Annotated in this window: 17 protein-coding genes; all 17 read right to left on the bottom strand. The window is 59.4% G+C overall.

All coding sequences use genetic code 11. The features are described 5' to 3' along the window. Positions 1 to 35 precede the first annotated feature (35 nt). Entirely contained in the window at positions 36 to 674 is a 639-nt protein-coding gene (locus ABCR88_RS08970) for an acetyltransferase (RefSeq protein ID WP_041116681.1), read from the bottom strand. Positions 675 to 690: 16 nt separating this feature from the next. Beyond that, on the bottom strand, positions 691 to 1,455 hold the full coding sequence (locus tag ABCR88_RS08965) for an SDR family oxidoreductase (protein ID WP_041116679.1): 765 nt from the start codon (positions 1,453 to 1,455) through the stop codon (positions 691 to 693). Between the two features lie 57 nt (positions 1,456 to 1,512). Beyond that, complete coding sequence (locus tag ABCR88_RS08960; protein ID WP_041116677.1) at positions 1,513 to 2,553, bottom strand: ketoacyl-ACP synthase III; 1,041 nt, start codon at positions 2,551 to 2,553, stop codon at positions 1,513 to 1,515. A 5-nt stretch (positions 2,554 to 2,558) separates the two neighbouring features. Continuing rightward, positions 2,559 to 2,780 (bottom strand): acyl carrier protein, encoded by a 222-nt coding sequence (locus tag ABCR88_RS08955; protein WP_041116675.1) that lies wholly within the window; start codon positions 2,778 to 2,780, stop codon positions 2,559 to 2,561. Positions 2,781 to 2,862: 82 nt separating this feature from the next. After that, complete coding sequence (locus tag ABCR88_RS08950; RefSeq protein WP_011059991.1) at positions 2,863 to 3,984, bottom strand: DegT/DnrJ/EryC1/StrS family aminotransferase; 1,122 nt, start codon at positions 3,982 to 3,984, stop codon at positions 2,863 to 2,865. Positions 3,985 to 4,138: 154 nt separating this feature from the next. Further along, positions 4,139 to 5,275: a flagellar biosynthesis protein FlhB gene (flhB, locus tag ABCR88_RS08945; protein WP_015634638.1), complete on the bottom strand. Its 1,137-nt coding sequence runs from the start codon at positions 5,273 to 5,275 to the stop codon at positions 4,139 to 4,141. Between the two features lie 3 nt (positions 5,276 to 5,278). Continuing rightward, a complete protein-coding gene (gene fliR / locus ABCR88_RS08940; RefSeq protein WP_041116671.1) occupies positions 5,279 to 6,061 on the bottom strand; it encodes a flagellar biosynthetic protein FliR in 783 nt (260 codons plus the stop codon). A gap of 4 nt (positions 6,062 to 6,065) precedes the next feature. Continuing rightward, positions 6,066 to 6,335: a flagellar biosynthesis protein FliQ gene (fliQ, locus tag ABCR88_RS08935; protein ID WP_011059988.1), complete on the bottom strand. Its 270-nt coding sequence runs from the start codon at positions 6,333 to 6,335 to the stop codon at positions 6,066 to 6,068. 24 nt (positions 6,336 to 6,359) lie between these two features. Further along, a complete protein-coding gene (fliP, locus tag ABCR88_RS08930; RefSeq protein ID WP_161753681.1) occupies positions 6,360 to 7,109 on the bottom strand; it encodes a flagellar type III secretion system pore protein FliP in 750 nt (249 codons plus the stop codon). After that, positions 7,109 to 7,552 (bottom strand): flagellar biosynthetic protein FliO, encoded by a 444-nt coding sequence (gene fliO / locus ABCR88_RS08925; protein WP_011059986.1) that lies wholly within the window; start codon positions 7,550 to 7,552, stop codon positions 7,109 to 7,111. Before fliO ends, fliP begins: the two co-directional genes overlap by 1 nt. Further along, positions 7,553 to 8,014 (bottom strand): flagellar motor switch protein FliN, encoded by a 462-nt coding sequence (gene fliN / locus ABCR88_RS08920; RefSeq protein WP_011059985.1) that lies wholly within the window; start codon positions 8,012 to 8,014, stop codon positions 7,553 to 7,555. A 55-nt stretch (positions 8,015 to 8,069) separates the two neighbouring features. After that, the gene (fliM, locus tag ABCR88_RS08915) at positions 8,070 to 9,038 is read right to left on the bottom strand and encodes a flagellar motor switch protein FliM (RefSeq protein WP_011059984.1); all 969 of its coding nucleotides are present in this window, start codon (positions 9,036 to 9,038) and stop codon (positions 8,070 to 8,072) included. A 9-nt stretch (positions 9,039 to 9,047) separates the two neighbouring features. Continuing rightward, a complete protein-coding gene (gene fliL, locus ABCR88_RS08910) occupies positions 9,048 to 9,548 on the bottom strand; it encodes a flagellar basal body-associated protein FliL (RefSeq protein WP_011059983.1) in 501 nt (166 codons plus the stop codon). 190 nt (positions 9,549 to 9,738) lie between these two features. Next, positions 9,739 to 11,142, bottom strand: a complete 1,404-nt coding sequence (locus ABCR88_RS08905; protein ID WP_350404437.1) for a flagellar hook-length control protein FliK — start codon at positions 11,140 to 11,142, stop codon at positions 9,739 to 9,741. Between the two features lie 98 nt (positions 11,143 to 11,240). Beyond that, a complete protein-coding gene (locus ABCR88_RS08900; protein WP_011059981.1) occupies positions 11,241 to 11,585 on the bottom strand; it encodes an Hpt domain-containing protein in 345 nt (114 codons plus the stop codon). Positions 11,586 to 11,615: 30 nt separating this feature from the next. Beyond that, positions 11,616 to 13,322, bottom strand: a complete 1,707-nt coding sequence (locus ABCR88_RS08895; protein ID WP_065363380.1) for a fused response regulator/phosphatase — start codon at positions 13,320 to 13,322, stop codon at positions 11,616 to 11,618. 5 nt (positions 13,323 to 13,327) lie between these two features. Then, complete coding sequence (locus ABCR88_RS08890; RefSeq protein ID WP_011059979.1) at positions 13,328 to 13,633, bottom strand: STAS domain-containing protein; 306 nt, start codon at positions 13,631 to 13,633, stop codon at positions 13,328 to 13,330. Positions 13,634 to 13,718 lie beyond the last annotated feature (85 nt).

The following is a 13,718-nucleotide window of genomic DNA, read 5'->3' as shown; positions in this document are numbered from 1 at the left end:
AAAAATGACCGAGCAACGAGATGAATGACCAGTATTCAACTCTGCTTGGTGAAAATGACTCGAGCAGGGTTGCCCACCACAGTCGCACCCGCAGGCACATCCTTGAAGACCACTGCCCCCATGCCGATCACCGCTCCATCGCCTACTGTTACCCCACGGGATAGCATGGCCCCGGAGTTGATCACTACACCGTTGCCCACCTTGACGTAGCCGGCCAACAAACAACGGGGCGCGATATGTACATAGTCGCCAATCACTACGTCGTGACCAATCATGCTGTCTTGATCAATAAAACAGTGATTACCGATCTTGCTGTCCACACCACAACTTACGTTATATGAAAAAAATGTTGTTCCCCATTCGGTTCTCACACCTAACCGTTGAGGCTTACCAAAATCGATGAACCGTGCACCCTTTTCGAAAAGCAGTTGCACCTGCCTTTGTCTGCTTGATGGATCTCCAATTGCTACCAAAAACAGGTGCTCGGACTCAGGCTGAAAACACTCGGGAGTCCCTAACCAAGGGCAGTCAAAAGCCTTGGAGACAACTTCGCTCCCGCGCTCATCCAAAAAACCACCGATAACCCAGTCAACACCACAGGCGACATCCGCCTCCACTTGGGCAAGAACCTGGCGTCCAAGTCCTCCGGCCCCCAATATGATGACCTGCTTCATTGCAACTCCTGTCAATTTAGCTAATCGTCAAGCCACCATCCATGATCAGCGTTGTTCCTGTTATCCAACGGCTAGCGCCGGAAATCATGAAAATCGCCGCATTAGCAACATCATCTGGCCGACCAAACCCCAGAGGATAATCCTCAAGTAGTTGATCCAGCGAAGTCACCTTGGCAGTTTCCGCCAAGATCGGAGTTTCTACCAACGAGGGAGATAGGCAGTTAACTCGAACCCGGCGCTTGACTAGCTCCATAGCAAGACAGCGCGATGCGGCGATCAAAGCGGCCTTGCTAGCGGAATAAGCACCGACACCGGCAACACCAATGTGAGCAGCGATAGATGCAAGAAATAGAATGGATCCATCAACTGCTACAAGATTGCGCTTCAGAACCCCTTGGGTAAGCAGCATAGGCGCTTCAAAGTTGATGGACTGCACTTCCTGTAGGTGAGTGCTGCTCATCATACGTGTCGGACACAGGCGAGAAATACCAGCACTATGCACCAGACCATGGATTTCCTTACCGAGCCCACCAACTACAGCATCGCGCCCTTCTGCAGTCGTCAGATCAGCCAAGATCATCTGATGAGGCAGATCCGAAATGCTCTGCAACTCTTCAAAAGTCTTGGTCAGACGCTCACGATCACGTGCCGTTGCAATGACCTCGGCCCCCATGCGCGCGAAACTCAGCGCGATAGCCTGTCCCAGCCCCGAGCTGGCACCGGTAACCAGGACCCGCTTGCCCTCGAGGCTGAATGGATTAAAACTGTTGTCAGCATTCACAGTGCTGGCCTCCGAAGAAAATGTGCGGGCATTGGAAGAACGCCTCCCCCTGCTCTATTAGGACTCGATCAAATCAGGAAACTTCGCCCCCTGGATATCCACCAGGCAGGTTCCCCATGACAAACCGATACCAAACCCTGATAGCAACAGACGCTTAGATCCTTCCTCAAGCTGCTTGTTAATTCGCGCGGTCATGGTGACCGGCAGCGAAGCACCGCTGGTATTGCCAAAATCACGCAGAGTCGAAGGAACTTTCTCAACAGGAAGCGCCAACTTCTTGCGAATGGTTTCGTTAATCATCCGGTTGGCCTGGTGAAAGATGAAGTAGTCGACTTCGTCTTTCGAAGCATTGGCGTACTCGAGCAACTTCTCTACCGCCGGTGGCACTCGCTGGGTGGAGAAACTCAGCACCGCGGTACCATCAAGTTGCAGGTCAATAGGCCGCCGCCAGTGATCGTTCTCATCTTCGCGAAACGGTATCAGGTGCTGTACACCGACCGGCTCACGATGCCCGCCAACCGGCAGGATGATCGCCTTGTGGCCGCTGCCATCGCTGTTCAGATCGAAGTACATGGGCGGGGCATCCGCGCAGAACTCCATCGCCGTGGCGGTACCGGCATCCGAAAAGATCGGATCATTGAGCTGGGCACCACTGTCCCCAACCAATACCAAGCCCTTTTTGATACCTCCGGCACTGATCAGCGAACCCAGCAGATGCAGGCCGAACGGATAGCCGGAACACCCGAGGTTGACGTCGAACGCCAGGGTGGTATGGGGCAACCCCAGACGATCCTGAAGAATAATCGCAGTGGCAGGCGCCAGGTAGTCCGGGGACTGGGTAACCACGATCAGCGCGTCGATTTCCTCGAGTTTCCACTCCAGGCTTTCAATCAGCTTGGAGGCTGCATCGAAGGCCAGGTCGGAAAAACACTGCCACTCTTGCGTCAGCCTTCGCAGCTCGATACCGATATTGCGTACCAGCCTTTCGCGTTCTGGACGAATCTGCGGCTTGCAATCAGTCAGATTGGAAACAACTCGTTTAGGAACGCAAGTTGCCATACCGGCAAAGCGTACGGAATTCAACGTAACGAGTGGCATGAGACTTATCCTACCAAGTTGTAAAGATCACCAACCGTAACAGCCTTTTCAAGGTCATCACCGGTAATCACTTTCTTGTATTCCATATCGAACATGACAATTACGCCGAGTGCGGCGAGCGAATCCCACTCGGGCAAATTGCGCAACTCCGTCTCCATGGTGACTTCAACTGGCTCCTGAAAATCAGTGGCAGACAGAAAGTTTTCGATAAATGCTTCTTTGCTCATAACAGCCTCTTAATAATCAGAATCTGCGGTTTAAAATTCCGCAAAACACTCGCCTTCTTGGCGAAAGTCCCTCTCCAGTACGTTATATATTCGCCGAGTTTCCTGAGCGAATGACAGCAACGATCCGTTGCAGGTCCTCTGGCTCCAACCCTGGATAAATGGGCAGACAGATAACCTTTTCAGCCAATGCTTCGGCCACTGGCAAAGCATGGCGATGGAGTCCCTCCATACCTTCATACACCGACATCTGGGTAATCAGGGGATAGAAATAACGGCGCGCGAATATATTGTGCTCCTGCAACAACCCATAGAGTTGATCGCGGCTCAGCGCATATTCGGGCTCAATGGCAATCGGAAAGTAGGCATAGTTCGAGACAAGAGCAGCCGGTACCGGGTCCAGGTTAATACCTTTGATGGTTCGCAATTCAGAGCGATAGAAACAATCGATAGCTCTACGCTGTTCCAGGGCCGCGTCGATATGCTGCAGCTGCAAGAGCCCGAACGCAGCATTTACTTCACTCATCTTGCCGTTGATGCCACAGGTCACCACCGTGACCTCATCCACAAAACCAAAATTCCTCAATTGATCGATATGCAACTTTGTCTGTGCATCCGGGCTGATGATCGCACCGCCCTCGAAGGTATTGAAAACCTTGGTTGCATGCAGACTCAGGACACTGAGGTCGCCATGGCGCAGTACACTGCCACCGGCATCCTCCACGCCAAACGCGTGGGCACCGTCAAAAATTACTTTCAACCCATGTTTATCGGCGATGGCCTGAATCGCCTCTACATCACAGGGATTGCCATAGCAGTGCACCGGCATGATGGCGGTCGTCTGTGGCGTAATGGCCTGTTCTATCTTTTTAGGGTCGATGTTGAAGGTCTGTGGATCGATATCGACAAACACCGGGGTCAAGCGATTCCACACCAAGGCATGGGCCGTAGCGACAAAAGAATAAGGCGTGGTAATCACTTCACCCTTCACATGCAGTGCTTGTAAAGCGGTAATCAGGGCCAATGTTCCATTGGCAAACAACGACAAATGCCCGACCCCCAAGTAACGAGCCAGTGCTTGCTCAAGTTCTTGATGGAAGGGACCGCAATTGGTCAGGCGCTTGTTTTTCCAGATCTGCTCCAGATAAGGAACAAATTCCTCTAACGGCGGCAGTAGCGGACTGGTAACTGTAATTATTTTTTCCATGACTTATCAGTTCTGAGCAGTTCGAACATCCCAAAGAACAAAGTCAATCCACCCGCTTTTTTCAGATTGATTCTGCCTAGTCAAAAAAGTAACCATTTCCATACACTGGCTACCCACAAGCAATAATCCAGCCAACAATCTGGCGGCGCTCGCCTCAGGAGTCGCGCTGCAGATCCGGCGGAATCGGCAGATCCTTGAGCGGATCCGGGCGCTTGCCCTTGCCCGCGCGGTGCTGGCGGATCTGATAGACGTAGGCCAGTACCTGGGCCACCGCCAGGTAAAGCCCGGCAGGAATCTCTTCCTCAAGCTCGGTGGAATAGAAGATCGAACGCGCCAGGGCCGGCGACTCCAGCAGCATGACCTCGTGGGCCACGGCGATCTCGCGAATCTGCAAGGCCAGGAAGTCGCTGCCCTTGGCCAGCAGCACCGGCGCCCCGCCCTTCTCGGCATCGTATTTGAGCGCCACGGCGTAGTGGGTCGGGTTGGTGATGACCACATCGGCCTCCGGGATCGCCGCCATCATCCGCCGCTGGGACATCTCGCGCTGCAACTGGCGAATCCGCTGCTTGACCTCAGGCCGCCCCTCCTGGTCCTTGTGCTCGTCGCGCACCTCCTGCTTGGTCATCAGCAACTTCTTGTGGGCCTGGTACAGCTGCACCGGCACATCCACTGCAGCAATCAGGATCAGCCCGCAGGCCATCCACAAGGTGCTCCAGCCCACCACCTGGATGCTGTGGATGATCGCCTTCTCCAGGGGCTCATGGGCGATACGCAAGAGGTCGTCGATATCTGCCGAGAGCACCGAGAGCGCCACGAACAGCACCAGGGCAAACTTGGCCAGGGCCTTGAGCAGCTCGATCAACGCCGTGGGGGAAAACATCCGCTTGAGGCCGTTGGCCGGGTTCATCCGGCTGAACTTGGGCGCCAGGCTCTTGCCGGCGAACAACCAGCCGCCCAGGGAAATGGGGCCGATGACCGCCGCCAGCAGCAGGGTCAGCAGTACCGGCTGCACCGCCAGGATGGCGATCTTGCCCGAATGCAGCAGGTACAGGCCCATGGCCCCGGGGCTGAGCAGCACTTCACGGGGCAGGGAGAAATTCAGGCGCATGATTTCCAGCAGGTCCAGGGCCAGGCCACCACCATAGACCAGCAGACCGCCCGCCCCCGCCAGCATGATGGCCAGGGTATTGAGCTCCTTGGAGCGGGCAATCTCGCCCTTTTCCCGGGAGTCCTTTTTGCGTTTCTCCGTGGGCTCTTCTGTCTTGTCCTGACCGCTCTCGCTTTCTGCCATGGCTCAGCGCGCCTTTGCCAGTTCGCGTAAGAACTGCAAGGCCTCGGAGGCCAGCGGTTGATACTGGTTGAGAATGTCGGCCAGGCTGATCCAGACAATGCCCATGCCGAGCACCAGGGTCAGGGGAAAGCCGATGGAGAAGATGTTCAATTGCGGCGCCGCGCGAGTCATGACGCCAAAGGCGATGTTCACCACCAGCAGCGCGGTGATCGCCGGCAATACCAGCAGCAGCGCCGCTCCCAGCACCCAACCGAGCTTGCCCGCCAGCTCCCAGTAATGGTTGACCATCAGGCCGCCACCCACCGGCAGGGTGGTAAAGCTCTCGGTAAGCACCTCGAACACCACCAGATGGCCGTTCATGGCCAGGAACAACAGGGTCACCAGCATAGTAAAGAACTGCCCGATCACCGCCACCGACACACCGTTGGTGGGGTCGACCATGGAAGCGAACCCCATGCCCATCTGGATCGCCACGATCTGTCCGGCAACCACGAAAGCCTGGAAGAACAGTTGCAGGGAAAACCCCAGTACCGCGCCGATCAGGATCTGTTCGGCGACCAGCAACAGGCCACTGAGATCCAGGGCATGCACTTCGGGCATGGGCGGCAGCCCCGGCGCTATCACCACGGTGATCGCCAGGGCAAAGTACAAGCGTACCCGCCGCGGTACCAGGGTGGTCCCGAAGACCGGCATCACCATCAGCAGCGAGGTGACCCGGAACAGCGGCAACATGAAGCTCGCCACCCAGGTACTGATCTGGGTGTCGGTCAACGCCAGCAGGGACATGGGCTCAGCCGATCAACTGCGGAATACTGCCGTACAACTGACGGATGTATTCCATGAAGGTTTGCACCAGCCAGGGCCCGGCGACAATCAGGGTCACCAGCATCACCAGCAGGCGCGGCAGGAAGCTCAGGGTCTGTTCGTTGATCTGGGTGGCGGCCTGGAACATGGCCACCATCAGGCCCACCAACAAGCTGGGCACCACCAGCACCGCCACCATCATGGTGGTCAGCCAGAGCGCTTCGCGAAACAGGTCTACCGCGACTTCCGGAGTCATTGTCGATCACCCGCAAACAAGGTTTTAAACACCACCGAAACTGCCCGCCAGGGTGCCGATGATCAACGCCCAACCGTCCACGAGGACGAACAGCATGATCTTGAACGGCAGGGAAATGATCAGGGGCGAGAGCATCATCATGCCCATGGCCATCAGCACACTGGCCACCACCAGGTCGATGATCAGGAACGGAATGAAGATCATGAAGCCGATCTGGAACGCAGTCTTGAGCTCGGAGGTGACGAAGGCCGGGACCAGGATGGTCAGCGGCGCCTGGTCAGGGCTGGCGATGTCGGTGCGCTTGGACAGGCGCATGAACAGCTCCAGGTCGCTGCTGCGGGTCTGCGCCAGCATGAAGTCCTTGATCGGCACCTGAGCCTTGGCCACGGCGTCCTGGGCGGTGAGTTTTTCCGCCAGATAAGGCTGCAAGGCGTCTTGGTTCACCCGGTCGAACACCGGCGCCATGATGAACATGGTAAGAAACAGCGCCATGCCGGTGAGGATCTGGTTCGACGGGGTCTGCTGCAGGCCCAGGGCCTGACGCAGGATCGAGAAGACGATGATGATCCGGGTGAAGCTGGTCATCAGCATGACGAACGCTGGAATGAAGCTCAGCGCCGTCATGATCAGCAGGATCTGCAGGCTGACCGAATACTCCTGCTGGCCGCTGGCATTGGTGCCAAGGGTGATCGCCGGGATCGACAACGGGTCCGCCGCCAACGCCAGCGGCGCCACCAGCATCAGTGCCAACGTCAAGATGATGCGCAACGGCATTACTTCTTATCCTTCTGATCCTTGCCCAACAGCTCCATCAGGCGCTGGGCGAACTCGGGCGTCGCCTGCTCGGCACTGGGCACCTGCACCGGCTCCTTGAGTACATGCAACGGGGTGATGGTGCCCGGGGTCAGGCCCAGCAGGATCTGCTCGTTGCCAACCTGCACCAGCACCAGGCGATCGCGCGGGCCCAGAGCCCGGGAGCCGATCAGTTCGATCACCTGCCCCTTGCCGGCAGGACCGGCCTGCTGCACCCGGCGCAACAGCCAGGCCAGGAAGAAGATCACGCCGATCACCAGCAGCAGGCCCAGTACCAGCTGGGTCAACTGGCCGCTGACACTGCCGGTCACGGGCGCAGCCGCAGCCACCGCGGCGGTGGCCGCCGGCTCCGCGGCCAGGGCGCTCAGGGGCAGCGCGAATGCAATGCCAAGCAGCTTGTTCACTTAGCGCAGCTTCTTGATGCGTTCGCTGGGGCTGATCACGTCAGTCAGGCGAATGCCGAACTTTTCGTTGACCACAACCACCTCGCCATGGGCGATCAGGGTGCCGTTGACCAGCACGTCCAGCGGCTCGCCGGCCAGGCGATCGAGCTCGATCACCGAGCCCTGGTTGAGCTGCAGCAGGTTGCGAATGTTGATATCGGTGCTGCCCACTTCCATGGAGATCGATACCGGGATATCCAGAATCACGTCCAGGTTAGGGCCGTCCAGGGTGACCGGCTCATGGTTCTTCGGCACGCTGCCGAACTCTTCCATCTGCAAGCGCCCGGAACTTGACGCAGCGCCGGCGTCCGCCGCCAGCAGGGCATCGATATCCGCCTGACCGGCATCACCGGTTTCTTCCAGCGCAGCAGCCCACTCGTCGGCCAGCGCCTGGTCGTCCTGGGAGTTAATTTCGTCAGCCATCATGGGTCCTCGACGGGCAAAAATTCATTGAACAGCAAACAGGTTGGAGCGCCGCTCAACGGCGCTCGATCGGCTCGATCACTTGCAGCGCCAGGTTGCCCTTGTGGGAACCCAGCTTGACCTTGAACGACGGCACGCCATTGGCGCGCATGATCATGTCTTCGGGCAGCTCCACCGGGATTACATCGCCAGGCTGCATGTGCAGGATGTCCCGCAGGCGCAACTGACGACGGGCGACAGTGGCACTCAGCGGCACGGCCACATCCAGCACGTCCTCGCGCAGAGCCTTGCTCCAGCGTTCGTCCTGATCGTCCAGGTCGGACTGGAAGCCGGCGTCGAGCATTTCGCGGATCGGCTCGATCATCGAATACGGCATGGTCACGTGCAGGTCGCCGCCACCGCCATCGAGCTCGATGTGGAAGGTCGACACCACGATGGCTTCGCTGGGACCGACGATGTTGGCCATGGCCGGGTTCACTTCCGAGTTTATGTACTCGAAGTTGACCGGCATGATCGCCTGCCACGCTTCCTTGAGATCGACGAAGGCCTGCTCCAGCACCATGCGCACCACCCGCAGTTCGGTCGGGGTGAATTCACGCCCTTCGATCTTTGCGTGGCGGCCATCGCCGCCGAAGAAGTTGTCCACCAGTTTGAATACCAGCTTGGCGTCAAGAATGAACAGCGCGGTGCCGCGCAGCGGCTTGATCTTCACCAGGTTCAGACTGGTGGGTACGTACAGCGAGTGCACATACTCGCCGAACTTCATTACCTGCACGCCACCCACTGCCACGTCAGCCGAACGGCGCAGCATGTTGAACATGCTGATACGGGTATAGCGAGCGAAACGCTCGTTGATCATTTCCAGGGTCGGCATGCGTCCACGGACGATGCGATCCTGGCTGGTCAGGTCGTAGCTTTTGACACTGCCGGGCTCGGCAGCGTGTTCGGTCTGTACCAGACCGTCGTCGACGCCATGCAACAGCGCATCGATCTCATCCTGGGACAGCAGGTCCTGCACGGCCATGTCGTGTTCCTACTGCAGTACGAAGTTAGTAAAGAGCAACTGCTCGACCACCACTTTGCCCACCTCTTTCTGCGCCACTTCCTGAACGCTGGCGGTGGCCTTCTGGCGGAGCATTTCCTGGCCGACCGGAGTGGCCAGGGTGTCGAAACTCTGCCCGGAGAAGAGCATGACCAGGTTGTTGCGGATCACTGGCATGTGCACTTTCAGCGCATCCAGGTCGGCCTGATTGCGCGCCAGCAGGGTAATGCTCACCTGCATGTAGCGCTGCCGGCCGTTCTGCGTGAAGTTGGCAACAAAGGCTGGGGCCATGGGCTCATAGATCGCCGCAGGCTTGACGTTGCTGGCGGTCTCTGCAGCCGGGGCCGGCTTGCTCTGAGCACTGTGCATGAAGTACCAGGTGGCGCCGACCGACAGGCCGATGGCCAGCAACAACGCCAGGACAATCAAGAGGATAAGCTTGAGTTTGCTTTTCCCTGCGGTGGGTTTTTCTGCTGCTTCGCTCTTCGCCATGCCAATAATCCGTCACTAATCGGGGGTTCACAGTCGCACGGCAAGGCAAGAGCAAGTGTTATGCCAGATTTGTCAGAAAGGCAGGGATCAACAGCGAAGGGCAACGCTGCGAAGGGAAACCTGGGGTGCAAGCTGTTGCAGTTACACCGCGAGGATCAATGCAGGGGCCGGTAGCGGCCCCTGCCACAGGTCAGGCGTAGTAGTCGACGGCGCTGCTGCCGATCACGGTCTGTACCGGAGCCTGCACTTCTGCCACGGCCGGGGACGACTCATCATCGCCATTGTCCAGGCGCCCGCCGCTGGTGCTGGAACCGCTGCGGCGATTCTGCTCCTGCTGCGCCTGCTCCTGGCCCTGCCAGCCACGGGACTGATCGGAGACGTTGACGTCCACCTGCCCCAGGCCCTGCTGGTTGAACATGTCGCGCATGCGGTGCATCTGCCCTTCCAGGGCTTCGCGAACGCCAGCATGGGCACTCATGAAGGTGACCTGGGTCTGCTGGTCCGGAATCATGTGCACGCGAATGTCCAGGCGCCCCAGCTCGGCCGGCTGCAACTGGATGTCTGCCGACTTGAGGCTGGTGCTGGACAGGTACATCACCCGGTTGACCACCTCTTCGGTCCAGCCATTCTGGTGCATGGCCAGCGGCTGGTTGACCGGCACCGCGTTGGCCGTCTTGGGCGTCGCGGCCTGGGTCAAGGCCGCCAGGCGATTGGCGAAATCATCCACCCGGGTATCACTGGAAGCCCCCTTGAGGTCCTTCAAGCCATCGGCGATCAACCCGCTAAAGGCCTTTTCGCCGCCCTGCTCGGTGCCGCTCTTGCCCGCCTGCTGCTCGAGCATGCCGGCCATGCCATTGGCGAAGTTCTGCACCGAGGCCAGCTGCCCTTCATTGCCGGCATTGCCTGGCGCGGCCTTCGGCTGGCTCTGGCTGGACGCCGACACATGGCCGCCCTGCTCCATGGCCAGGCGCACCGCAGGCAAGGCATCCAGAGGATCAGCCTCGGGGTCGAATTCAGGCTTGGCCGGTTCGACGGGTGGCGCCACCACTGCGGCAACGAGGGCCGGCGCAGGGGCGACGGGAGCCGCCTCGACCTGAGGCGGCGCAGGTGTCGCCGGGGCCGGTTCAGCCGGCACCACAGGCTGTGGCGGCGCGACCTGTACCAGGCTTGGATCCAGCATCGGATCGCTGGGGGGCGGGGTGTCGGTTTGTGCGGTATCAGCCGGCTTGGCAGCATCAGTGGGCGCTGTTTTGCTGTCGCTGCTGTCGCTGCTGGCCGGCTTGTCGGCAGGCAAGGATTTGCCGCTATCGGCAACGGCTGGCTGCGGCACGGCAGAAGAGTCCTTGCTGACATCCTTCTTCGGGCTACTGTCAGCTCCCTTGTCGCGCACCGGCTTGGGCGAGTTGTCGGCAAAGCTTGGAGGCTTGGCCTGCGGCTGGTTCTGGGATTCCTTGGCGTAGAGCTGCGCGAAGCTGGAAGCCTTGTCCCCAGGCTCGGCAATGCTCGCCAGGGGGCTGACAGGTGCCGCTTGAGTCTTGGACTTAGCGCTGGCCTGGGCAGTGGCCTGAAGAAGCGAATTAGGGGTAACAGCCATGGGACAGTCTCCGCTGCACGGGGATCATAGGTACAGTTGGAAGACTTGACTGCAAAGGCCGGGCCAGCTTTATCAATCCGCAGATAAAAAGCTGTTTCTCAACAATGAAAGCGCTGCAGCTCCTGCTCGCACAAGCGCCGAACGATCGCGAACTCGCCGTCGATCTCCCCCACCAATTGTCGAATGCCATCTGCGGCCGACTGCCCGGCCCGCAGTTCCAGCTGATGACAGAGTTCGGCCAGGCGGGTGGCGCCCATGTTGCTGCTGCTGCCCTTGAGGCTGTGGGCGGTGGCTACCAACAAAATCGTATCCTCGGACTTATGCAGCAGCCGCACACGCTCCTCGGAATCGCAGACGAAGGTATCCAGCAGGACGGGATATTCATCCTCCATGACCTCTTGCAAAGCATTGAGCACCGTGTGGTCCAGATGAATCTCAGCCACTTGTTCACTCCTTGATCAAGAACCCGGGAATTATGCCAGAGCCTCCCAAGAAAACTCCACGCAGACACTGCGCCCATCATCCGCCCACACGGCCTGCCGGCTCATCTGCCGGATCAGACTGACGCCACGCCCCGACAGACGCTCCATATCATTGGGCCGCGCCAGGACCGCAGCCACATCGAAGCCCTCGCCACTGTCCTCGACGCGCACCACCAGGCGCCCTCCCGCTTCCAGGGGCTGCACTTGCAGATGCACCCGGACAAAACCCTCCTGCAACTGCGCAAGCCGGGTCGAGCGTTCGCGGTAATAGCGGGTAAACCCCTCGGCATCGCGCTTGAGCCGCGAGTCGAGCTTGAGCACGCCATGTTCCAGGGCATTGGAGTAGAGCTCTGCCAAAACGCTGTACAGCGCCCCGCTCTGGGAGCGCAGGCCATGCACCTCAAGCAACAGTTGCAGCAGATAGGGCAAGGGATTGAAACGCTTGAGGGTGGCAGCCCGAAACTCGAAACTCACCGACCAGTCCAGCGGGCAGGACTGGCCACTGTCGGAGTACACCAGAGCCGGCGGCGCCAACCGGGGAAACTCCGGCAACCCCACCTCGACCATGCTCACATCATCCCGGGCACTGCCGCCAAAGCGCTCCAGGGCCTGCCGGATCTCTTCGAACAGCTGATCTTCCTGGCGATTGGCGGCAAACACCTGGTGCAATCGCTCGACGCCAAACAGTTGCTCCTCGGTGTTACAGGTATCGATCACCCCATCCGACAACAGGAAGACGCGGTCTCCCGGCGCCATGGAAAACACTTCGGTGCTGTCCTCGAAGGCCTCGGCGCTCAACACACCCAAGGGCAAGTGGCGTGCCACCAGCGGCGTGCGTGCGCCGCTGGCGTGCCGATACAGATACCCTTCGGGCATGCCGCCGTTCCACACCTCCACCGCCCGCCGCTGGGAACTCAGGCACAGCAGGGTGGCACAGCAGAACATGTCCACGGGCAGGATGCGCTTGAGCTTGGCATTCATCTCCCGCAGGGTTTCCGGCAGGCCGTAGCCCTTGGCGGTCATGCCGTAGAACACCTCTGCCAGCGGCATGGCGCCTACCGCCGCAGGCAGCCCATGGCCGGTGAAATCCCCCAGCAGTACGTGCATGTCTCCGGCCGGGGTGTAGGCCGCCAACAACAGGTCGCCGTTGAACAGGGCATAGGGCGATTGCAGGTAACGGATATTCGGCGCATCCAGGCAGCCGGCATGGGCGACCTTGTCGAACACCGCCTTGGCCACCCGCTGCTCGTTGAGCAGATAGTCGTGGTGGCGAGTGATCTGGTCACGCTGGTGCAGCACGGTCTCTTGCAGACGGCGCAGGCGGTCCATGGCGTTGATCTTGGCACCCAGCACCACCGGGTTGTAAGGCTTGGCCAGAAAGTCGTCGCCACCCGCTTCCAGGCAGCGAGCCAGGGCCTCGCCGCCGCTCAAGGAGGTGAGAAAGATGATCGGCACCAGGGTCTCGCCAGCCAGGGCCTTGATCTGCCGGGCAGCCTCGAAACCGTCCATCACCGGCATCAATGCATCCATCAGCACGATGTGCGGGCGCTGTTGCTGAAACAGCTGCACCGCCTCGGCGCCGTTGCTTGCCGCCAGCACCTGATGCCCCTGGCGCCGGATGATGCTGGACAGCAGCATGCGGTCCGCTGCGCCATCTTCGGCGATCAGCACACACAGGGGCTCGAGCATCGACCGCATACCGGTCAACTGATGTCGAAAAGCTTGTCGAAGTTGGAGATGGCGAGGATCTTGCGCACATCCGAGTTGCTGTTGATTACCCGGACATCGGCGTTGTCGCCGCCGGCGTGGTCACGCAGCAACAGCAGCATGCCCAGGGCCGAACTGTCGAGATAGGTGGCTTCCTTGAGGTCCACCACGATGGACTCCGGTGTCCGGTTGAGTCGCTCGTAGGATTCGCGAAACTCCTGGTGGCGTCCGAAATCGAAACGGCCTCTGATGGAGATCGTGAGTTTTTGCCCGTCCGGGGATATTTCTGTAACGACCGACATGTGACTGCTTCCTTGTCATTGGCGACGTCTAAAAGGTTTAGCACCCACTCGCCGGGGGGACAACCCGCACGGTGCAAATGAGCAC

It is taken from the genome of Pseudomonas sp. W17, from assembly GCF_040268305.1.
Classification (GTDB): Bacteria; Pseudomonadota; Gammaproteobacteria; order Pseudomonadales; family Pseudomonadaceae; genus Aquipseudomonas; species Aquipseudomonas protegens.
This window is presented reverse-complemented; position numbering and strand designations above follow the sequence as displayed.